Origin of the sequence: Micromonospora sp. NPDC005205, assembly GCF_040608275.1 — a bacterium.
In the GTDB taxonomy this organism is placed as follows: domain Bacteria; phylum Actinomycetota; class Actinomycetes; order Mycobacteriales; family Micromonosporaceae; genus Micromonospora.
In genome coordinates this window covers 347,895-368,551 of record NZ_JBEXHV010000005.1, presented here as the reverse complement: position 1 = coordinate 368,551, position 20,657 = coordinate 347,895, and the positions used below count along the sequence as shown (strand labels likewise).

Here is a 20,657-nt window from a genome sequence, read left to right as displayed (position 1 = left end):
GTCGGCACCGCCCCACGCCTGTTTGACGGTTACTGCCAGGAACTCTGTTGGGTGTAGACGAGGTTGCCGGGGACCACAGTGCCGTTGGTGCTGTACTCGGTGTACGCCCAGAAGTCACCCTCGGCCAGCGGCTTGTTCGGCTTCAACGTGAAGTTGAAGCCCTGACCGCGCTCCGAGGTGGAGGGCAGCGTGAGGGTGGCACCCGAATACGTGGCGTTTCGGCCGATGATGGCGTGACTCAGGTCGAAGTCGACGACCGGAGCACCGGGGTACTGTGCGAACACGTACGCGGTGTAGCGCCCCGGCTCGGGCAGGAACTTGTACGCCTGCTCAGCGCTGGTCCAGTACCTGTCACTGCTGTAGACGAGGGTGTCGCCCTTGTACAGGTAGAGATCGAGGTTCGTGTTCGGATCGGCGGTGTTGGCCTCGACGACAATGCCGGCGGTGTTCGCCGGCACCGTGAAGTCGACCTTCTTCACACCGGTGGCACTCGGGTCGAACACGCCCCCGTAGACGCCGGCCGGCATCGAGTACGACGTGCGCCGCGTCGGCGTGTAACCGGTGCTGCGACCGACGAGCGGGCCGGTGAAGCCCGGCTGGACCATGCCGAAGGCGCCGTTGGCCATCCGGGCGAACTCTTCGCCGTCGTCCGCGTACGGCCGGGCCGCGATGCCCCACGGACGGGCGGCGACCGGAATCCGGGCGCTGTGGGCCTTACCCTGCCAGGTGATCGACCCGGTCACGTACCGGTCCCACGGCGCGCTGCCTCGACGCAGCGTGATGGTGACCGCCGCGGACTTACCCGGGGCCAGGGTCACCGATGCCGGCGACACGGTGACCTTCATGCCGGGCAGACCGGACACCGACGAACGGTAGGTCTCCCGCGCCTTGCCCACATTGGTCAGGGTGCGGGTGACGCTCACCGGGCGGGTCCCGTCGTACTCACGCAACGAGATGGCCGGCAGGTTGAGTGCCTTCCCGTCGGGTTCGGTCGTCTCGCTGAACTCGATCAGCTCGGCCGCAGTGGGCTCGATGACCAGTCCCGGGTCGGTGGCCCGGGGCAGGTTGATGAAGCCGCTGCCCTGCTCCAGGGGGCTGCTGGTGCCGACGGTGTCGGTGGCGGTGGTGCGCAGCGCGGAGGCGACCGCGCCGGGTGACCAGTCCGGGTGCGTGGCGCGCAGGATCGCCGCCGCCCCGGCCACGTACGGCGAGGCCATCGAGGTGCCGGAGTACGCGTCGTACTGTCGCCCGAAGTTGCCGGCCGGTGAGACCGCGGCGATGATGTTCGATCCGGGCGCGACCAGGTCCGGCTTGAAGACGCCGAGGGTCACCTTGTCCGGGCCGGTGGAGGAGAAGTCGGCCACGCTCGGGATGCCGGGGACGCTGGAGCCGTCGCCGCCGGTGCGCAGCGACACTGTCGCGTCGGTGGGGTGGCGCATCAGGTAGTTGAACAGCGTGCCGGCCTGCTTCTCGGTCGGCAGGTAGACCACCGGGAAGTTGAAGATGGAGTTGATCCGGTAGTTGCCGACCGGGTCGAACACCACCATCGCCGCCCCGCCCTTGGCCTTGATCTCGGCGGCGGAGCCGAACATGTCGGACAGCGCGCAGGCGACGACCTTGCCCTTGATCTTGGCGGGGTCCAGGCTTCCGGGCTCGCAGTAGACCGCGCCCAGATCCGGCGAGCCGGCCTGGTCGCCGAAGACCAGCGGCCGTGCGCCTCCGCCGGGCAGGGCGTCCAGCGAGCCGCCGACCAGCTTGGTGCCGTCGCCCAGCTTGGCGGTGGCCTCGTCGAGCTTGGTCACCGCCGCGCCGACAGTGGTCACCCAGGGCGCGGCGTTGCTGATGGCTCCACTGACGATGCCGGTGTTGCCGGCCGACGCCGCGACGAAGACCCCGGCCAGCGAGGCGTTGAGGAACGCCACGCCGATGGGAGTGTTGGCCTCCCAGTCGCCGAGGTCGGAACCGATCGAGAAGTTCAGCACCTGTACGCCGTCGGCGACGGCCGCGTCGATTCCGGCGATGATGTCGGCGTCGTAGCCCATGCCACCCCAGAGCACCTTGTAGACGGCGATCTGGGCATCCGGCGCCACCCCGGAGACGGGGCCGTAGCGGCGACCGTCGATCGTGACGTTCGCGATGGGCAGACCGGCCGCGGTGGAGGCGGTGTGGGTGCCGTGCCCGGACGCGTCGCGGGGGGACAGGAACTCGCCCTCGGGCACCGAGCCGCCGCCAGCGAGCCACGAGTCGGCGAAGTACCGGGCACCGACGATCTTGCCGTTGCAGTGCGCGGCCACGAAGGCCACACCGGTCTGGCAGGTGCCGCGCCAGTTCGCGGGAGCCGGCATCGTCTTGGCGAACGACGCGCTCTCCGGCCAGATGCCGGTGTCCAGGACGCCGATCACCATGCCCGCGCCGGTGCCGGGGCCGGGCTTGGCCGGCCGGCCGGAACGGTCCGTCGGCGCCGACTGGTCCGCGCCCCCGGGGGTGGCGGGCGTCGGGTTGTCGGCGGTCGCCGTGCTCGCGGTGGGCGGCGCGGAGGGGGTGCCGAGGGCCCGCGAGGCGGTGACGGCGCGGACGCGCTTGTCCGCCCGCAACGTGCTCACCTGCCGGGTGGTCAGCTTCGCCGAAAACCCGTTGAACGCGGTGGTGTAGACGGCGTTGACAGTGACCCCGGCCGCGGCGGCGACGGCGCCGCGCTGCGTGTCGAGGTGCCGGCGGTACGCCTGCGACGGCGTCGACGTCACGTCCAGCCGGCTGCCCGCCGCCGGGCGGGTCCGCGCCAGACCGGACACCCCACCGGTGTACGTGGTCAACGGGTCCTCGGCCAACTCGACGACGTACCTGCCCGGGCCGGTCTCGTCGACGGCTGCCTTCGGCGTGGCCACACGGTTGCCGCCGGGTCGGCGGTCGGCCCCGTCGGTCAGGGTGACCGACGTGTCGGACCCGGCGGTGAAGTAGCCGACGCCACTGCCGTTACCCGGCGACCCCGAGGGTGCCGCCAACGCCGTTCCCGCGACACCGGTGGTACCGGTGATCAGGGCGACGACCAGCGTAGGTATCGCCAGTCTTCGCAGCCTGTTTCCGCTCGTGCCTGTAGCCACGAGGCTCCTTTCGGTTGCTCCCTTGTGGAGCTGTTCATCGATCGCGACCCGCTCATGGGAGCGCTCCCCCACCTAAGCCGCCGATGGTTAATCGATGGTTTGCGCGGTGTTACGGATCGCCGGTGCGTATAAGATCACGTTCTGCCGACCGCGCCTAGATCATGTTTTCCGGACGCCGCGGGAGCAGGGCGTACACCGCTCAGGGCCAGTCCGAGCAACGTTTGTGTACCGCGAATCGCTGCCCTAGTCGGACTGGCCCGCCGGCACGGGCACCTTGAGGTACGCCAGGAGGGCGGCGACTTCACGGTCGAGTTCCAGGCCCACCTCGTGGATCGCGTCCACTCCCAACGAGCCGAACGCGTGACTGGGTTGCTCGATGACGAACCGCGCTCCGCCGTCGGGTCGGTCGCTGATCAACGTGGGCAGGGGCGCGTACAGCATGACCGTCGGGTCGTACCGGAACATCCGCTCGGCCGTGGTGTGGTTGCCCATCAGGTATTCGACGCAGTGCCTGGTGTCGCCCGCGAGGTTCATCATCGGTCGCAGGTCGCCGCTGCCCCGACGACAATCCACTGTTCGACCTGACCAACCCTCAGATCGACTTCGTGGGACTGGCGAACGCGTTCGGGATGCCCGCCACCCTCGCCAGCACCGCCGAGGAACTCGCGGAGCAGTTCTCCGCAGCGCTGAACCAGCCGGGCCCGCACCTCATCGACGCCACCCTCCCGCCCGCCGCCTAAGGCCTGTTTCATAAGGGCGGTCGAGCCGAGGCGGAGTCCGGACGGCGATCCGGCAAGGCGTCCAACGACTGCCGAGCACTGGTCAGTTGCGAGGCCAGACCTGGACCGGCACCCGGGGAAAGGCCGTGGTCAGGAAGTCCTCAGTGCGGCGATCCCGGAGGAGGCAGTCCGGCCAGGCATCGAGCACCTCCGGCAGGGTGCGGTGTCCGAGGGCCAACTGCAGTAGAGCGCCCGGCGGGATGGCGGCGTGGGTTCCGGGTTCGGTGGACGGGCTGATGGCGCCGCGCAAAACGGTCACCCCACTCAGTCTGCCGTCGGTGAATTCGAGCCGGGCGGCGCGGCCGTACATGTCGATGGTCATCGTCGGCTCACGCCATTGCAGGTCGGCTGCCTGCCAGCGGGCCTGCAACAGCGGCCGCAGTCGGGCAACCAGGTCGGCCGGGTCACTGCTGCGGACGTACCAGCCTCTGGGCCGCCTCGGCACGCCGGCCGGGCCGAGCCGGACCAGTGGGTGCTCGGGGCCGAGGATGGGGCGGACCGCCGTGAACGGCCCCGGTGCCGACGCCTCGTACCGCCGTCCTACCTGGGCGAGGTGTGTGTACATGGCGACGGCGGCCTGCGGCCAGTCGGCCGATCGACCGGTCGCGGCCGCGAACACGTTCAGCTCGCCGGCTGCGGAGAGCCGGGAACCGTGCACCAGGTAGCCGGTCACATCGACGCCCTGGACCAACACCGTGACCTCCCGCCGGGCGAGATCCGCCGGACGGCGACCGGCGATCTCGTACCGCCACACCGCGGCGTCCCTCGGGCAGAGCAGGACGTCCCCGCCAGCGAGCCGTCGGTCGATGCGGGCGAGCGCGTCCGCGTCGGCGACGGTGGCCGTCCGGACCGCGAGGCCGTCAGAGCGGTCCGGCGCAATGGCCGGCAGCAGTCTGGCGGGCACCGTCGGAGCGCCGTCGTTCGCCAGGGCGTACTCGGCAACCAGGAAGTCGTCGGGCACGACGGAGGGGTGACCGTCCAGCAGGTCTTCCACCCAGGCGGCGATGCCTGGGTGCGGCCGGCCGCCGGTCACCGCCTGAAGCTGAACCGAGGCGTGCAGGCGGGCCAGTTCGACAGCGTCGCTGGCTCGGCCGGACCGAACAACGTATCGGTCGTTCTCCGGTGTCATGCCGTGTCTCCCAAGGGGTTCCGATGCGGTCTCTCTCCACAATGGTTGCACGGCCGAACCATCTGGTTGTACCGTCGAACCATGCAGGCTGGTGAGCTCGACGCGGCGCAGGAAGCACTGATGCGTTTCGTCCGCAACTTCGGCCTCCATCAGCCCGACCGGACACCCTGCGGGCAGCCCCTGCCGGTCTCGGAGGCGCACGCCATGGTGGAGATCGCTCGGGAGGGGCAGATCCGGCAGGTGGAGTTGGCTCGCCGATTGCGTCTGGAGAAGAGCAGCGTCAGCCGCCTGGTCACCAACCTGGCAAACCGGGGCTGGGTGCACCGAGAGGCCGCCGAGGGTGACGGTCGTGGCGTTCTGCTTCTGCTGACCCCCGCGGGCGCCACGGCCGCCGCCCGACAGGCCGACGCCCGTCGGGCCCGGCTCACCGCCCTGCTCGATCGCGTGCCCGACGACCAGCGCGCGGCAGTGGTGCGCGCGCTCCAGACCCTCGCGGAGGCCACCGGTGAACCGTTCTGACCGCCCTCGCCCTCATCGGGCTCTCCTCCTGGCGGCCATCGCCGCCGCCGCGCTGATCGGCGGTTGCGCCGACGACTCCGCGCCGTCGACACCGACAACGACCACCTCCGAACGGCAGGCCGACGTCGCCGAACGAGGCGCTTCGGTCATGCCGTTCGACCTGGAACGCACCACGCACCGCTTCACGACGACCGACACCGGCGGCGTGCAGACCGTGGTCGCCGACGACCCCCAGGACACCACCCAGGTCACCCTGGTCCAACAGCACCTGAGCGCCGAGGTCGAGCGGTTCCGGCGCGGTGACTTCAGCGACCCCGCCCGCATCCACGGCACCGACATGCCGGGCCTGGCAACGCTTCGGGCACACGGCGGACGGATCACCATCACGTACGAAGCCGTTCCCGACGGCGCGCGCGCCACCTACGCCACGGACGACGCGGCGCTTCGCGATGCCCTGCACCACTGGTTCGACGCCCAGGTCAGCGACCACGGTTCGCACGCCACCCGCTAAGCGCCACCAACCGACTGGTCCGCGCCACCTCGGCGGCGCCAGAGCACCGTGCACGCCGCGGCCAGGGCCAGCCCGAGCAGTGGGGCGACATCCACCCCGGCGAGCGTGCAGGCCACCGCGAGCAACGCCGGCGGCATCCAGCACCAGGCGGGCACGGTACGCGGGACACGACCGCGACGACGGGCCGCGGCTTCCACTGCCATCGGCACGACCAGCACCGGCAACGCGGCGGCCAGCAGGGTCAGCCAGGGCAGCACCAGACGGTCGAACCGCGCCACCGCCAGCATCCCGCCGAGCACCGCGACGAGCAGCATCGCCGCCCGCGCCGGCACGCGGGGTGCCAGGCCACGCAACGCCAGGGAACCGGAGTACGTGGTGGTCAGCGCCGCCGCGAAGACCGCCACCGCGACGAACAGATTCGCGTACGCGGCCAGCCCCGAGCCGTCGGCGAGCAGCGCGACCACGTCGGCCGAGCCGGTCCGCAGCCACAGGCCGGCCCCGGCCAGCACCCCGAGCAGGGCCGGCCCGACCAGCAGCGCCACGCACCAGGCCAGGTCCCGCCTTCGGGAAAGGCCCACGCTGAAGTCCGGTGCGCGCAGCGCGAACACGGCCGCGTACCCGATCAGCGCGGCGGCGTCGGCGAGCCCGCCGCCGGCGAGGCGGACCGGCGCACCGGGTGGTGGAAGCACCGTCAGGCACCAGCCGACCAGAACCACCGCGCTGAGCGTGGTGACCACAGCGACCCGGTTACCGAGCCGGGCCGGCGCCCAGGAGACGGCGAGGACAACCACCTCCAGCAGCGCTGGCCCGGCCCAACCGGGCAGGTGGGTCAGCGCGGCCAGCGAGGCCCCGCCGAGCCCGACGTTGAACCCGTTCCACCCGACCATCGACACGGCCAGCACCGCCGCCAGCAGCAGCCGCGAGGTGTCCCCCAGGTACGCGGGCAGCACCGCGGTCAGCGTCCCGCCGTCGCCGAGCGGCCGGCGCAGCCCGATCAGGCCCTGCCCCCAGAGCAGGGCCGCTATCAGCGCCCCGCCGACCAGCAGCCCGGCCACCGGCACCGCGCCACCGTGTCGGGCGGCCATCGCCGCGCCGAGGACCAGCGTGGCGGGTGCGGTGCCGATGCCCAGCCACGCGCCGACCGCCGCCGGCCACCGCCGTTCGGGGCTGTCAGGCAACGTGGCGCAGGTAGCCGGCGATCGCGGCGTCGAGCACCTCCGCGCCCGGACGTGCCCACACCTCGGCGGAGAAGACCTCCACCTCGATCGGGCCGACGTAGCCGGCCGCGTCCACCGCCTCGCGAAGCCGACGCAGCTCAATGCAGCCGTCGCCGGGCAACGCCCGGCCGAGCAGCACCCCCTCCGGCAGCGGGGTCACCCAGTCGCACACCTGGAACGCGGCGATCCACTCGCCCGCCCGCGCGATCTGCGCGTACACCGTGTCGTCCCACCAGACGTGGTACGCGTCGACCACCACGCCGACCACCGCCGGGTCGAACCGCTCGGCGATGTCCAACGCCTGGCCGAGGGTGGCGATCACGCACCGGTCGGCGGCGAACATCGGGTGCAGCGGCTCGATGGCCAGCCGTACCCCGGCCGCCTCGGCGTGCGGTGCCAGCTCGCCGATCGCGTCAGCGACCCGACGCCGGGCGCCGTCGACGTCCCGGCTGCCGACCGGCAGCCCACCGGAGACCAGCACCAGCTCCGGGGCGCCCAGGGCGGCGGCCTCTTCAATGGCCCGCAGGTTCTCCGCGCGCCAGTCGTCGGCGGAGAAGAACCCGCCCCGGCACAGCGACGTGACGGCGAGGCCGGCGTCGCGGACCAGTTTCGCCGATCGGGCCAACCCGTACTCGGCCACCGGCTCCCGCCACAGGCCGATGCCCGGCACACCGGCCGCCACGCACCCGGCCACCACCTCGGGCAACGGCCAGCGCTGGGCGGTCGCCTGGTTGAACGAGAACCGCCGCAGCGCCTCGTCGCCACCCCACGGCCCTGCCGCACCCGCGAACCCGGCGCTCACTGGGCCACTCCCGCCACGGTGAGAAACGCTCGGGCGCGGGCGGCGGCCAGGTCGGCGTCGGGCAGCAGCCCGGCCGCGTCGGCCAGGGTGAGCAGGGTGGCCAGGTGCGCCGGGGACCGGCCGGACTGCGCGCCACCGACCATCGTGAAATGGTCCTGGTGCCCGGCCAGCCAGGCCAGGAACACGATCCCCGTCTTGTAGTGCCAGGTCGGCGCCGCGAACAGGTGCCGGGCCAGGGGCACTGTGGGCCCGAAGATCTCGTCGTACGCCGTCAGGTCCCCCCGGTCCAGGGCGGCCAACGCGGCGGCGGCGGCCGGCGCGATGGCCGCGAACACCCCGAGCAGCGCGTCGGAGTGACCCACCTCGTCACCCCGGATCAGCTCCGGGTAGTGGAAGTCGTCACCGGTGTAGAGGCGCACCCCGGCCGGCAGGCGGCGGCGCAACGCGACCTCCCGGTCGGCGTCCAGGAGGGACACCTTGACGCCGTCCACCGCGGACTGGTGCGATTTGATCAGCTCGATCACCGTGTCGGCGGCCAGGTCCAGGTCGACCGCACCCCAGTAGCCGGTCAACGCCGGGTCGAACATCGGACCCAGCCAGTGCAGCACCACCGGTTCGTCGGCGGCGCTGAGCAGCTCGTCGTACACCCGCAGGTAGTCCTCCGGGCCGCGTGCGGCGGCGGCCAGGTGCCGACTGCACATCAGCACCGGTCGGGCGCCGGCGGCGCGGACGTCGTCGAGCTGCTCGGCGTACGCGGCGGTGACCGCCGCCACTGTGGCCGGGCCGGCGGGCAACTGGTCGGTGTTGACCCCGGCGACGATCCGACCGCTGACCGCGCGGGCCTCGGCGGCGCTGCGCCGGATCAGTTCCCGGGTCGCCGGATAGTCCAGCCCCATTCCCCGCTGGGCGGTGTCCATCGCCTCGGCGACCCCGAGCCCGTACGACCAGAGATGCCGCCGGAAGGCGAGGGTGGTGTCCCAGTCCACCGCCGCCGGGGCACCCGGCACGTTCTCCGCGCCCGGGTCGGCGACCACGTGCGCGGCGGCGTACGCGATCCGGCTGGTCGCCGGTGCGTCCGGCCGGGCGAAGCCGCCACCCCCGGTCAGCCGGTACCGCCGTCCACCGGGCAACACCACCTCGGCGGTCATGAGCGCAGCTCCGGCACCTCGACACGCACGCCCTCGCGGGCCGAGCGCAGCCCCAGCTCGGCGAGCTGCACGCCGCGCGCGCCAGCCAGGAAGTCCCACCGGAACGGCTCGCCGGCCACCACGTGCCGAAGGTACGCCTCCCACTGCACCTTGAAACCGTTGTCGAACTCCTCGTTGTCGGGCACCTCGGCCCACTGGGCGCGGAAGTCCTCGGTGGCCGGCAGGTCCGGGTTCCACACCGGCTTCGGGGTGAGGGCCCGGTGCTGCACCCGGCAGTTGCGCAGGCCGGCGATCGCGCTGCCCTCGGTGCCGTCGACCTGGAACTCCACCAGCTCGTCGCGGTACACCCGCACGGCCCAGGAGGAGTTGATCTGCGCGATCACCCCGCTGTCGAGTTCGAAGATGCCGTACGCGGCGTCGTCGGCGGTGGCCGCGTACGGGTGACCGGCCTCGTCGACCCGTTCGGGCACGTGGGTGGCGGTCACGCAGGAGACGGCGGTGACCCGGCCGAACAGCTCCTCCAGCACGTAGTGCCAGTGCGGGAACATGTCGACCACGATGCCGCCGCCGTCCTCGGTCCGGTAGTTCCACGACGGCCGCTGAGCGGGCTGCCAGTCGCCCTCGAACACCCAGTACCCGAACTCGCCGCGCACCGAGAGGATACGGCCGAAGAAGCCGCCGTCGATGAGGCGCTTGAGCTTGCGCAGACCGGGCAGGAAGAGCTTGTCCTGCACGACACCGGTGCGGACGCCGGCCGCGTCGGCCGCCCGGGCCAGGTCGAGGGCCGCCGCGGTGTCCTCGGCGAGGGGCTTCTCCGTGTAGATGTGCTTGCCGGCCTCGATGGCCTGCCGGATCGCCTTCTCCCGTTGCTGGGTGACCTGCGCGTCGAAGTAGATCTCGACGTCGTCGCGGGCCAGCGCCGAGGTCAGGTCGGTGGTCCAGTGGGTCAGCCCGTGCCGCTCGGCGAGCTCCCGGAGCTTCGTCTCGTTGCGCCCGACCAGGACCGGTTCCGGCCAGATGGTGGTGCCGTCGGCCAACGCCACACCACCGGATTCGCGGATGGCCAGCAGCGACCGGACGAGGTGCTGCCGGTAGCCCATCCTTCCGGTCACGCCGTTGACGATGATGCCGATCGACCTGCGGGTCATGGTGTTCCTTCCGTCGTGCTGGTCGTGCCGATCCGCGCTCAGTGGTTGGCGGCCGCGCTGCCGAGCAACCCACGCAGGTCGGTGGCGAGCCGGTCGAAGCGGGGATCCGACATCACCTGCGCGTAGTCGCGGTGCGCCGGCAGCTCGACCGGGAAGGTGCGGATGATCCGGCCGGGCCGGGGACTCATCACCACGACCCGGGTGCCGAGGAAGACCGCCTCGGCGATGGAGTGGGTGACCAGCACCACAGTGGTCCCGGTCTCGCGCCAGATCCGGTGCAGTTCGGCGTTCATCTGCTCCCGGGTCAGCGCGTCCAGGGCGCCGAACGGTTCGTCCATGAGCAGCACCGGCGGGGAGTGCAGCAGCGCGCGGCAGAGCGCCACGCGCTGCTGCATGCCGCCGGACAGCTCGTGTGGCAACGCCTTCTCGAAACCGGTGAGGCCGGTCATCTCGATCAGCTCGTCAGCTCGGCGGGCCGCCTGCGCCCGGTCCATGCCGCGCATCTCGGCCTGGAGCAGGATGTTGGCTCGGGCGCCGCGCCACTCCAGCAACGCGGCCTTCTGGAAGACGAAGCCGATCTCCTTCTGCGGGCCGCGCACCGGTCGCTCCAGCAGGGACACGTCGCCGCTGGTGGGCTTGACCAACCCCGCGACGATCTTGAGGAGGGTGGACTTGCCGCAGCCGGACGGGCCGACGATCGTGACGAACTCGCCCGGCTCGATGTCCAGCGACACGTCGTCCAACGCGGTGGTCTGCGTCCGTCGGGTGGTGAACCGGACGGTCAGCCCGGACATCCCGATGGCGGTGCCGGTGGCTACCGGCGCGGCGGTCACCGGGTCACCCCTGCGCCGCGTACGAGGAGTCCCAGTACGCGTTGGGCGCTCCGGGGTCCTTCAGCTCGGCGTAGCGGGACATCAGGTCGATGGTCTCGCTCCACTGGGCCTCGGTGTTCACCCCGGGCGGGCCGTCCGCGCCGATCAGCGGCATGTTGAGGGTGAGCTGCTTGGTGAGCACCTCGGGCGCCGGCTCGTTCTCGGCCAGGGCCGTCATCGCGCTCACCGCGCCGGCTGGGTCCCGGGCGGCGTCGGCCCAGGACTTCTGGGTGGCCTTGACGAACTTGCGGACCAGCTCGGGGTCTTTCTGCAGGGTCTGGGTGTTGGCGATCAGGCCGGTGCCGAGCAGGTTCATCCCGTAGTCGGCGAAGAGCAGCACGTCGACCTTCTTGCCGGTCTTGCTCTCGATCGTGGGCGCCTGGTCGTGGAAGAAGCCCATGATGGCGTCGACCTTGCCCTCGGCGAGGGCGGCGATCTTGCCGGCGGCGTCGACGTTGACCACCTTGACGTCGTCCTTCTTGAGGCCGTTCTTCTCCAGCCAGGCCGGGAAGGTCGCGTAGAGGGCGTCGCCGGGGGTGCCGCCGACGGTCTTGCCCTTGAGGTCGGCCGGGGTCTTGATGTTCTCCTCGGTGAAGAACTCCACCGAGGAGGGTCCCTTCTCCAGGTACGCCCCGAGGCTGCGCACCGGCATGCCGCTGGCCACCGACTTCAGCAGCACCGGGCTGTCGGCCCACCCGAAGTCGGTCTGCTTCTGGGCGACCTGCTTGACGGTGTTGCCCGAGCCGTTGCCGGGCAGGATCTTCAGGTCGATGCCCTCGGCGGAGTAGTAACCCTTCTGCAGTCCGTAGTAGAAGGGCGCGTGCTCGCCGTAGGGCACCCAGTTGAGGGTGAGGGTGACCTGCTTCTTGCCGTCCGCGCCGGTCTTGCCGACGGGGTCGTCCCCACCGCAGCCGGTGGCGGCGAACAGCAGGGCGGCGGTGGCCAGGATGGTGGTGGCGGTGCGTTTCATCGGTGCCTCCGTGATGGGGTCGGTCAGGAGGTGGTGAGGGACACGCCGGCCCGGCGGCTGGCGTGCCACGGAATGAGCAGTGCCTCGGCGATCTCGACCAGGACGAACAGGACGATGCCGATGGCGGACATCAGGATCAGGTCGGCGAACAGCAGTGGGGCGTCGAGGTTGCCGTTTGCCAGCAACAGGACGTAGCCGAGCCCTTCGCTGGCGCCGACGAACTCACCGACCACGGCACCGACCACGGCGAGGGTGACGGCCACCTTCAGGCCGGCCATCAGGTGCGGCAACGCGTTCGGGAAGCGGATCTTGCGGAAGGTGCGCCACGGCCCGGCGCCCATCGTGGCGGCGAGGTCGAGCAGCTCCGGGTCGGTGGAGCGCAGCCCGGCCACGCCGGAGATGACCACGGGGAAGAACGCGATGAGCACCGCCAGAATGATCTTCGGAGTGAGGCCGAGGCCGAACCAGACCACCAGCAGCGGCGCGATGGCGATCTTCGGGATGACCTGTGCGAACAGGACTATCGGGTAGAGCGCCTTGTCCAGGGTGCGGGAGTAGGCGATGGCGACAGCGGTGACCAGACCCAACGCGGCGGCGAGCACGAAGCCGAGCACTGTCTCGTAGAGGGTGACCACTGTGTGCCGGGCCAGCTCGGACCACTGGGTCGTCATCGTCTCCCAGACCTGGCCAGGGGTGGGCACCAGGTAGTTCGGGACGTACTCGCGGGCCGCCACGAACCACCAGGCGGCGACGAAGACGGCGAGCACCAGCGCCGGGCGCCAGAGCGAGTCGGCGAAGGTCACCGCCCGGCGAGCGAGCGTGGGACGCGGCGGTCGGCCGCCGCCGGGTGGCGTTTTCACCATAGTGGACGACAACGCGCCGTCATGAGCCTGCGGTGCATCGGTACTGCCGGGCCCGGCAGCGGCAGCTCGCGCACCGCCGGCCGGGTCGGCGGTGGCCTGCCGACCCGCCGTGTCCAAAGAGTTCTCGGTCACGCGGAACCTCCTCGGGGCCCGGCACGACGCCCACGGAACGGGCCGGTCGGCGGATCAGGCAAACGCTTTCCTGGAGCGTAGGCGGCCCCCTCACGCCGGGCAAGGCCTTTCCTCGATCTGTTTCCGCCGATGCCTGGCAGCCCCCGGCAGCCGTCCTGATGGGACGGTCAACCGGCCGCCGGGTAGGTGTCCAGTAGGCCGCACATGCCCAACCGGCCCCGCTCGACCGGCGCGTCCACCACGTACACCCCGGCGTCGCCCAGGTGTCCCGGGTCCCCCCGCTCCAGGGCGTCGAGCTGAGCGGCGGTGTCGGCGGCGGCGCGGCCCGCGCCGGCCTCCCACCGCTGCCGCCACCGCGTCAGCAACGGCTGTCGCAGGGCTGTCGCGGCGGCGTGGAACGCTGCCAACGCCGCCGGACCACCGGACCGCAGCGCCTGGAAGCCGGTCACCGCCAGATCCCGGCGGCGGTACGCGACGCGCACGTCCGCGCCCGGCGCTCCCCCGTCGGGCAACGCCGCCGCCACGGCGTACGCGGCCGGATCGGCCAGCACCTCGGGTGGGAAGGTCAGCACCGCGTCGCCCGCCTCGGGCAGGCCGCTGTTCTGCATCAGGACCACGATGCTCAGCCCGCCGGTGTTGACGAGGCGGTGCACGGTGCCCGGCTCGAACCAGACCACCACCCCCGGCCGCAGCGGCGTCTCCCGATAGCCGGCTGTGGTCAGGGTCTGCACCATGCCCTCGCCGTCGGTCACCACGTACCCCTCGGTGCAGCACAGGTGCACGTGCGGGGTGCCGCCGACCAGGCCGTCCGGGGCCACCGTGTCGTAGACGCGCAGCCGGGACACCCCGACCCCGCCGGGCAGTGGCGCCGGCCGATCACGCATCGAAGTACTCGTCAGTGTCGTCAGCGGCCGGCAGTGACACCAGCAGCACGGTGAGGTCGCCGATGGCCCGGTGCCGGCAGCCCGGCTTGATCAGGAACGCGGACATCGGCCGAGCGGGGTGACGGACGCCGTCCAGCTCGATCTCGCCCTCACCGGCGAGCACGACGTAGTACTCGGTGGCGACCCGGTGGTGGTGGGTCACCGCGTCCTGCACCTGGAGCAGATGCACGCTGGCCTGGCCCTCGCTCTCGGCGATGAAGCCCCGGCGGGTGGTCCCACACGAGCAGCGACGGGCGGTAAGTTCGTCGAGTTGAAGTACCGCGAAGCGATCGGACACGGCCGGGCCTCCCTGCGGGAAAGGGCTTTCTCTGCGGTACGGTGACGCTAGCCGGCACGACGAAACGCCGTCAACAGATCGAGGGGGCGGGCCATGGCGACCCTGTCCGATGTGGCCCGTCGAGCGGGCGTCTCACCCGCCACCGCCTCCCGCGTCATCAACGGCAGCAGCAAGCCGGTCACCGACGAGCTGCGGGAACGGGTGCTCGCCGCCGTCGCCGAGTTGCAGTACGTGCCGAACGCGCACGCCCAACTGCTGGCCCGCTCGCACCGCAGCGCTGTCGGCGTGATCGTGCACGACGTCTCCGACCCGTACTTCGCGGAGATCACGCGAGGGCTGCAACGGGTCGCCACCGACCAGGGCCGGCTGCTGATGATCTGCAACAGTTACCGGGACCCGGACCGCGAGTTGGAGTACGTGGAGCTGCTGCGCGGCCACCAGGTGGCGGCGCTGATCCTGGCCGGCTCGGGCTACCACGACGAGGCGTTCACCCGGCAGCTCAACGAGAAGCTCGCCGCGTACGAGGCCACCGGCGGGCGGGTGGCGGTGATCGGCCGGCACGAGCACTCCGGCGACGCGGTGATGCCGGACAACCGGACCGGCGGCTACCTCGCCGGGCGGGAGCTGTGCGGGTTGGGGCACCGAGCGATCGGCGTGGTCGCCGGCCCGCGCATCCTGACCACCACCACCGACCGGCTCGCCGGCCTCCGGCAGGCCCTCACCGAGCAGGGCCGCGAGCTGCCCGAACGGCGCATCCGGTACGCGGAGTTCGACCGCGACGGTGGCGCCGAGGCCACCGCCCGACTGCTCGACGCCGACCCGGAGCTGACCGCCATCGTGGCGCTCAACGACTCGATGGCCATCGGCGCGCTCGCGACCCTGCGCGCGCGTGGGATGGCGGTGCCACAGCAGATCTCGGTGCTGGGTTTCGACGACATGCCGATCGCCCGGGACGTGACCCCGGCACTGACCACAGTGCGACTGCCCCTTGTCGACATGGGTGTGCGGGCGATGTCCCTGGTGCTCGGCGTCGGAGCCCCGACGCCCCGGGTCGAGGTGCTCCCCGCCGAGTTGGTCCGCCGTGACACCGCCGGTCCCGTCCCCCGGTCCACCCGCGCCACCGCAGGTTCCGCGCCACGCACACGGCGAGGTGACAGCACGTCGTGACCGGTGTCAGCCCGACCCAGCGGCCCCTCACGCGCGCCGACGTGGCGTACCTGATCGCTGCGTCGTTCGGCCCACACACCCGGGTCCGCGACGCTGGTCCGCTGGCCGGCGGCGGGTTCGCGACGGTCTGGTGGGCGCTGCTCGGCGACGAGCGTCGGGTGGTGGTGAAGCTGGCTCCGCCGGCCGGAACCCCGCTGCTGCGCTACGAGCGTGGGCTCTGCGCTGCCGAGGAGCGATACTTTCGACTCGTCGCGCAACGGGCGCCGCAGGTGCCCGTCCCCCCGGTGCTCTGGCGCGGCGCCGACCCGGCGTACGGCGAGTGGTTGGTCACCACGATGCTTCCCGGCCGGTCGCTGTCCGGCCTGGCCGAGGCCGGTGTCGTTGTCGACGACGGCCCGGCGCGCCACGACCTCGGGGTGGCCCTCGCCGCGTTGCACGGGGTGACCGGTGAGCGGTTCGGGTACGACGACGACCGGGCCGGCGGGCCGACCTGGCGGGCGGCGTTCACGGCGATGCTCGACGCGCTCCTGGCCGACGCGGCCGACTGGGACGTCCGACTGCCGGTGACCCCGGAGCAGCTGCACGCGCTGGTGGGGCGGCATGCCGACGTGCTCGACGAGGTACGCCGACCGGCGCTGCTGCACTTCGACTGCTGGGACGGCAACGTGCTGGCGGCACCCGACGCGGACGGCCGGTTGCGGCTGCGCGGCCTGGTGGACGGCGAGCGTTTCCTCTACGGCGACCCGCTGCTGGACCTGGTCTCGCCGCTGCTCTTCCGACGCGTGGAGGACGAGCCGGAGCATCCCCTGATGCGCGGTTACCAGGCCGGCGCGCCCGAACCGTTGGTGCTGGACGCTTCGGCGCGCCGCCGGCTCGGTCTCTACCGGTTGCACCTGTACCTGCTGATGACAGTGGAGATGCCCAGCCGCGGGATGACCGCGCACAGCCATCCCGTCCGGTCCGCCCGGCTGGCGGCCCTGCTCGACGAGGAGCTGGCCGCGCTCGCCTCGGGCTGACATCCCGGCGCGGGTGGCGTCCGGCGCATGGCCGGACGCCACCCGCCCGCGGTCAGGGCAGGTCGATCGGGCGCAGCACCCGGTCCACGGCGTGTGCGATCTGCCGGTTGCCCTTGTTGACGTCGTAGGAGACGACCCGGGCGTCACGGTCGTCGGTGTCGGCGTCTACCAGCCGCACCTGGCGGAAGAAGTACAGGTAGGTGCGCACGTCGACCTCGACGGTCGAGCCGAGCGCGGTGGTCAGGTCCGTGCCGTCGGCCCGGACCGCCGTCTTGCGATCGATGGTGGCGCCCGGGACAACGTGGTAGAGCAACACCGACTCGACGGTGTCGATGCCCAGCCCGGCCACGGCGGTGAAGGCAGCGCTCTCACTCGGCAACTTCTGGGCCTGCGTGATCTCGCGGACCAACTGCTGGAAGGCCGCGTCGGTGGGGATGAACGCGGTCAGCGCCACGGTGCCGTCGGTGAGCACCTTGACCGGAGAGTTCGGCTTGGCCTCCAGCACGGCCAGCACGGCCGCCGTCAGCACGTCGAAGTCCCGCGAGTTGCGGTCGAAACCGCTGGTGTCCTTCGTGAGCACCGCGGCGAGTGACTTCGTGCCGAGCGGCTTGGCCTTGCCGGTCGCCTGAGCGGCCGGCACAGCGATGGCCGTGGTGGCCAGCGCGGTGGCCATGGCGCCCACCGCCATCCTGGCGGCGAGTCGTGCGATCTTCATCAGCGGGCCTTTCGTCGAAGCGACGGATCCGTGACGTCTCGTCACGACCCATGCTTCGCACCGGGTAGGCCGCGTGGATGCACCTGCGGATAAACGGATTGTCCGGGGCTCCGGCCAGGGCCTAACCTCCCCCGGTGCTGATTCGGGAGTTCGTCGACCGGGACTGGTCGCAGGTGTGGCCGATCATCGAGGAGGTCATCCGGGCACAGGAGACGTTCCCCTACGACCCGGCGATGACCGCCGAGCAGTCGTACGGCATGTGGGTCGAGGCGGCGCCGGCGCGGACCGTCGTGGCGGTCGACGGCGAGCGGGTGCTCGGCACCGCGAAGATGGGCGCCAACCGGCCCGGGCCGGGCGCTCACGTGTCCACCGCCAGCTTCATGGTCGCCGCCGACGCGCGGGGCCGGGGCGTCGGCACCGCGCTGTGCCGCGACGCCCTCACCTGGGCCCGTCAGCAGGGGTACGCCGGCATGCAGTTCAACGCGGTGGTGGAGAGCAACGGTTCGGCGGTGCGGTTGTATCGGCGGGAGGGCTTCGAGGTGGTCGGCACCGTGCCGGGCGCGTTCCGTCACCCCACACTGGGCCGGGTCGGCCTGCACGTGATGTACCAGGAGTTCTGACCGCGCCCGCTCCGCCCGCGCCGATCATGGACTTGTGGGCGTGCAAAAGGGGCAGGCGCTTACAACCCGCCCACCATAAGTCCATGATCGACCGGGAGGGCTCAGCCGCCGGCCGGGGCCGGGCGCAGTCCGGGCTGCCCGGCGGCCGGCTCCGCGCCGGCACGGCGGATCGGGGTGAAGAGGCCGCCGACAGCGACCAGCAGGCACCCCGCGCCCGCCACGAGCGTGACCGCCGGAGCCCCGTACCGGCCGGCGGCCCAGGTCAGCACGACAGCCCCGGCCGGACCGAGGGCGTAGTGCGTGCTCCAGAACGCCGACGTCACCCGACCCAGCAGGTGATCAGGGGTGATCTCCTGCCGCAGGGACATCGAACAGATCCCGCCGACGCTGAGGCAGCACAGGTACACCGCGGTCAACGTGGTGACCGCCGGCACTGTGGTGGCGATGCCGACCCCCGCCACCGCGAAACCGCAGATCGCGTGCGCGCCGATCCAGGTGGCACCGAAGCCTCGACGTCGGCGTAGCGGCGCCACCAGCAGCGCCCCGGCGACAGTGCCCAGCGCCGCCAGGCCGAGCACCGTGCCGACGGTGCCCTCGGAACCGCCGAGGTCGTGCGTGACGTGGTAGATCAACACGTCGACGAAACCGTAGGTGAGGAAGATGAAGACCGACAACAGGACGGTCAGCGCGCGCAGCACGGGCTGATGCCACAGGAACCGCGCCCCGGCCAGGAACTCGACCAGCGGGCGTTGCCGGGCCACCCCCTCGTCCACCTGGACGGGGCGCAGTCGGATCAGCCACAGGCCGGCTGCCGAGAGCGCGAAGCTCGCCGCGTTGACGGCGATGGCGGTGGCCGGGCCGAAGCGGGCAGCCACCACACCGGCGAGCAGCGGCCCGAGGACGGCCGCCGCCGCGTACGTCGCCTGCAACCGGCCGTTGGCCTCGGTGATCCGGTCCGAGTCGACGAGGTTGCGGACCGCTGTCACCGCGGCGACCTGGAACAGCATGCCGGCCGCCTCGCAGATCGGCAGCACGACGAAGAGCAGCCAGACCTGCGGACCGACGAGCCACGCCAGCGGCACCAGCGCGTAGAGCACCAGTCGGGTCAGATCCGCCACGATCATGAGGGTGCGGCGGTCGTACCGGTCGACCAGCACCCCACCGAAGATCCCGGCGACGACGGACGCCGCGCCCGCGACGGCGGTCAGCAGACCCATCCGCGCCACCGACCCGGTCGCCTGGAGCACCAGCAGCGGCACCGCCAGGTAGGCGAACGAGTCGCCGGCCGCCGAGAGCGACTGAGCGACCCAGTACGTGCTGAAGGTCCGGTCCCGCCAGAGCGGAGCCCGACCAGCGGCGGCGGATCGACTCATCGCGCCAAGGGTAGTGAACACGCCCGCCCGGCGTCGTCCGTGGCGGGCGTCACATTGCTGCCACCGTCTCCCTAGACGGCCGCAACGACCGGAAACGGCCGTGGGATCCCCCACGGCCGTTTCCGAAAGGTGCGAAGTGCTCAGCCCTTGCGCAGCGGAGCGAGCGCCGTGCTCCAGGCGACCACCTGGTCGAGCGTGGCGGTCAGCGAGTCCTGGTGGAACTGGTTGGGCTTGAAGACGCTGAAGTTCTCGAAATCGGTGAAGAGCGACAACGCGACCTGTGAACGCACGTCGGCCATCTGGAGCTCACCGGAGATCAGACGAAGGTGCTCCACGGCGCGCGTTCCGCCGACCGAGCCGTAGCTGACGAAGCCGACGGCCTTGTTGTTCCACTCGGCGTAGAGGAAGTCGATCGCGTTCTTCAGGGCACCCGAGGTCGAGTGGTTGTACTCGGGGGTGACGATGATGAACCCGTCGAACGACGCGATCGTCTCGGCCCACCGCTTGGTGTGCGGCTGGGTGTACTGGCCCATCGAGGGCGGGTACGCCTCGTCGAGGTGCGGCAGCTGGTAGTCCAGCAGGTCGATCAGCTCGTACTCCGCGTCGGAGCGCTGCTTGGCGATCTCGAGCACCCAGCGGGCGACGGCCTCGCCGTTACGCCCCGGGCGGGTGCTTCCGAGGATGATCCCGATCCTGGTCATGTGTGGCGCCTTTCAGAGGTTCTTGCCTGACGACGGGAAACGCTATCGCTGCTTGATTGGTCAAGCAAATACTTGACGTATGGGCGTAGTCACACGGAGGGTGAGCACTTGCTGAGTCAAGCAAGTATGATAGGAGGATGTCCAACCCCTCCGCAGCAACTCCGCAACCCCTCACCCCTGACGAGGAATCCCTGGTCCGCGCCCTGGGTCAGGTGATGCACGTCCTGCCCCGCGCCATCGACGCGGACATGGTCGGTGACCGTCAGCTGCCGCTCACCGAGTACACCGCGCTGATGAACCTCTCCGAGACACCCGAGCGGCGGATGCGCATGAACGAACTCGCCGCACTCTGCTACCTCTCCCTCAGCGGCATGACCCGCACGATCATCCGGCTGGAGACGCAGGGCCTGGTCCGGCGGGAACGCTGCGAGGAGGACGCGCGCGGCTGGAACGCCGTCCTCACCGACGCGGGCTACGCCCGCCTGGAGGAAGCCTGGCCCAGTCACCTGGCCGCCGTACGCCGCCGGTTCCTCCAGCACTTCGAGGGCTTCGACCTCGCCGAGCTGGCCCGCGCGTTCCAGCAGGCCGGCACGGCAGAGCCGACCGACTGAGGCAACCGCCGGCCCGGCCGGTCGCCCATCCGGCCTCAGCCG

General features: G+C 71.5%; 22 protein-coding genes. 7 read left to right on the top strand and 15 right to left on the bottom strand.

From position 1 onward, the window contains the following. Positions 1–29 precede the first annotated feature (29 nt). On the bottom strand, positions 30–3,101 hold the full coding sequence (locus ABZU43_RS13285; RefSeq protein ID WP_355006764.1) for a S8 family serine peptidase: 3,072 nt from the start codon (positions 3,099–3,101) through the stop codon (positions 30–32). 243 nt (positions 3,102–3,344) lie between these two features. Then, the gene (locus ABZU43_RS13280; RefSeq protein ID WP_355006763.1) at positions 3,345–3,638 is read right to left on the bottom strand and encodes a hypothetical protein; all 294 of its coding nucleotides are present in this window, start codon (positions 3,636–3,638) and stop codon (positions 3,345–3,347) included. Here ABZU43_RS13280 and ABZU43_RS13275 point away from each other — a divergent pair. Next, positions 3,599–3,841 (top strand): thiamine pyrophosphate-dependent enzyme, encoded by a 243-nt coding sequence (locus tag ABZU43_RS13275; RefSeq protein WP_355006789.1) that lies wholly within the window; start codon positions 3,599–3,601, stop codon positions 3,839–3,841. The genes ABZU43_RS13280 and ABZU43_RS13275 overlap by 40 nt on opposite strands. Before the next feature lie 82 nt (positions 3,842–3,923). Here the strand turns inward: ABZU43_RS13275 and ABZU43_RS13270 are convergent, their stop codons facing one another. Further along, positions 3,924–5,009, bottom strand: coding sequence for a GNAT family N-acetyltransferase (locus ABZU43_RS13270; RefSeq protein WP_355006762.1), 1,086 nt, complete (start codon positions 5,007–5,009; stop codon positions 3,924–3,926). 81 nt (positions 5,010–5,090) lie between these two features. Here ABZU43_RS13270 and ABZU43_RS13265 point away from each other — a divergent pair, with 81 nt between their 5' ends. Together ABZU43_RS13265 and ABZU43_RS13260 are read left to right on the top strand one after the other, a co-directional pair. Next, positions 5,091–5,528 carry a MarR family winged helix-turn-helix transcriptional regulator gene (locus ABZU43_RS13265; RefSeq protein ID WP_355006761.1) on the top strand — a complete coding sequence of 146 codons (438 nt, stop codon included), beginning with the start codon at positions 5,091–5,093 and terminating at the stop codon, positions 5,526–5,528. Further along, on the top strand, positions 5,515–6,039 hold the full coding sequence (locus ABZU43_RS13260) for a hypothetical protein (protein WP_355006760.1): 525 nt from the start codon (positions 5,515–5,517) through the stop codon (positions 6,037–6,039). The genes ABZU43_RS13265 and ABZU43_RS13260 overlap by 14 nt, the downstream gene beginning before the upstream one ends. On the opposite strand, the gene ABZU43_RS13255 is transcribed toward ABZU43_RS13260, so the two are convergent. The 9 genes from ABZU43_RS13255 to ABZU43_RS13215 all read right to left on the bottom strand — a co-directional run bounded on the left by ABZU43_RS13255 (position 6,036) and on the right by ABZU43_RS13215 (position 14,412). Continuing rightward, positions 6,036–7,217, bottom strand: coding sequence for a hypothetical protein (locus ABZU43_RS13255; RefSeq protein ID WP_355006759.1), 1,182 nt, complete (start codon positions 7,215–7,217; stop codon positions 6,036–6,038). The two genes, ABZU43_RS13260 and ABZU43_RS13255, sit on opposite strands and share 4 nt — an antisense overlap. Next, the gene (locus tag ABZU43_RS13250) at positions 7,210–8,058 is read right to left on the bottom strand and encodes a sugar phosphate isomerase/epimerase family protein (RefSeq protein WP_355006758.1); all 849 of its coding nucleotides are present in this window, start codon (positions 8,056–8,058) and stop codon (positions 7,210–7,212) included. Before ABZU43_RS13250 ends, ABZU43_RS13255 begins: the two co-directional genes overlap by 8 nt. Further along, positions 8,055–9,206 (bottom strand): dihydrodipicolinate synthase family protein, encoded by a 1,152-nt coding sequence (locus tag ABZU43_RS13245; protein WP_355006757.1) that lies wholly within the window; start codon positions 9,204–9,206, stop codon positions 8,055–8,057. The genes ABZU43_RS13250 and ABZU43_RS13245 overlap by 4 nt, the downstream gene beginning before the upstream one ends. Next, positions 9,203–10,354, bottom strand: a complete 1,152-nt coding sequence (locus ABZU43_RS13240; RefSeq protein WP_355006756.1) for a Gfo/Idh/MocA family oxidoreductase — start codon at positions 10,352–10,354, stop codon at positions 9,203–9,205. The genes ABZU43_RS13245 and ABZU43_RS13240 overlap by 4 nt, the downstream gene beginning before the upstream one ends. Before the next feature lie 38 nt (positions 10,355–10,392). Continuing rightward, on the bottom strand, positions 10,393–11,187 hold the full coding sequence (locus tag ABZU43_RS13235) for an ABC transporter ATP-binding protein (protein ID WP_355006755.1): 795 nt from the start codon (positions 11,185–11,187) through the stop codon (positions 10,393–10,395). A gap of 4 nt (positions 11,188–11,191) precedes the next feature. After that, positions 11,192–12,196, bottom strand: coding sequence for an ABC transporter substrate-binding protein (locus ABZU43_RS13230; protein WP_355006754.1), 1,005 nt, complete (start codon positions 12,194–12,196; stop codon positions 11,192–11,194). A 23-nt stretch (positions 12,197–12,219) separates the two neighbouring features. Further along, positions 12,220–13,191: an ABC transporter permease gene (locus ABZU43_RS13225; protein WP_355006753.1), complete on the bottom strand. Its 972-nt coding sequence runs from the start codon at positions 13,189–13,191 to the stop codon at positions 12,220–12,222. Between the two features lie 167 nt (positions 13,192–13,358). Then, the gene (locus ABZU43_RS13220) at positions 13,359–14,075 is read right to left on the bottom strand and encodes a cupin domain-containing protein (RefSeq protein WP_355006752.1); all 717 of its coding nucleotides are present in this window, start codon (positions 14,073–14,075) and stop codon (positions 13,359–13,361) included. Further along, on the bottom strand, positions 14,068–14,412 hold the full coding sequence (locus ABZU43_RS13215) for a cupin domain-containing protein (protein WP_355006751.1): 345 nt from the start codon (positions 14,410–14,412) through the stop codon (positions 14,068–14,070). Before ABZU43_RS13215 ends, ABZU43_RS13220 begins: the two co-directional genes overlap by 8 nt. Before the next feature lie 93 nt (positions 14,413–14,505). On the opposite strand from ABZU43_RS13215, the gene ABZU43_RS13210 reads away from it, so the two are divergent. Both ABZU43_RS13210 and ABZU43_RS13205 read left to right on the top strand, forming a co-directional pair. Continuing rightward, positions 14,506–15,579 (top strand): LacI family DNA-binding transcriptional regulator, encoded by a 1,074-nt coding sequence (locus ABZU43_RS13210; RefSeq protein ID WP_355006750.1) that lies wholly within the window; start codon positions 14,506–14,508, stop codon positions 15,577–15,579. Then, entirely contained in the window at positions 15,576–16,595 is a 1,020-nt protein-coding gene (locus ABZU43_RS13205) for an aminoglycoside phosphotransferase family protein (protein WP_355006749.1), read from the top strand. The genes ABZU43_RS13210 and ABZU43_RS13205 overlap by 4 nt, the downstream gene beginning before the upstream one ends. Positions 16,596–16,647: 52 nt before the next feature. On the opposite strand, the gene ABZU43_RS13200 is transcribed toward ABZU43_RS13205, so the two are convergent. After that, positions 16,648–17,310: a fasciclin domain-containing protein gene (locus ABZU43_RS13200; protein WP_355006748.1), complete on the bottom strand. Its 663-nt coding sequence runs from the start codon at positions 17,308–17,310 to the stop codon at positions 16,648–16,650. Between the two features lie 134 nt (positions 17,311–17,444). On the opposite strand from ABZU43_RS13200, the gene ABZU43_RS13195 reads away from it, so the two are divergent. Beyond that, on the top strand, positions 17,445–17,930 hold the full coding sequence (locus tag ABZU43_RS13195; RefSeq protein WP_355006747.1) for a GNAT family N-acetyltransferase: 486 nt from the start codon (positions 17,445–17,447) through the stop codon (positions 17,928–17,930). A gap of 101 nt (positions 17,931–18,031) precedes the next feature. On the opposite strand, the gene ABZU43_RS13190 is transcribed toward ABZU43_RS13195, so the two are convergent. Both ABZU43_RS13190 and ABZU43_RS13185 read right to left on the bottom strand, forming a co-directional pair. Beyond that, positions 18,032–19,303, bottom strand: coding sequence for an MFS transporter (locus ABZU43_RS13190; protein ID WP_355006746.1), 1,272 nt, complete (start codon positions 19,301–19,303; stop codon positions 18,032–18,034). Positions 19,304–19,443: 140 nt separating this feature from the next. Continuing rightward, entirely contained in the window at positions 19,444–20,004 is a 561-nt protein-coding gene (locus tag ABZU43_RS13185; RefSeq protein WP_112589991.1) for an NAD(P)H-dependent oxidoreductase, read from the bottom strand. A 137-nt stretch (positions 20,005–20,141) separates the two neighbouring features. Between ABZU43_RS13185 and ABZU43_RS13180 the strand changes: the two genes are divergently transcribed. Further along, positions 20,142–20,615: a MarR family winged helix-turn-helix transcriptional regulator gene (locus tag ABZU43_RS13180; protein ID WP_355006745.1), complete on the top strand. Its 474-nt coding sequence runs from the start codon at positions 20,142–20,144 to the stop codon at positions 20,613–20,615. The last annotated feature ends 42 nt before the right edge of the window (positions 20,616–20,657 follow it).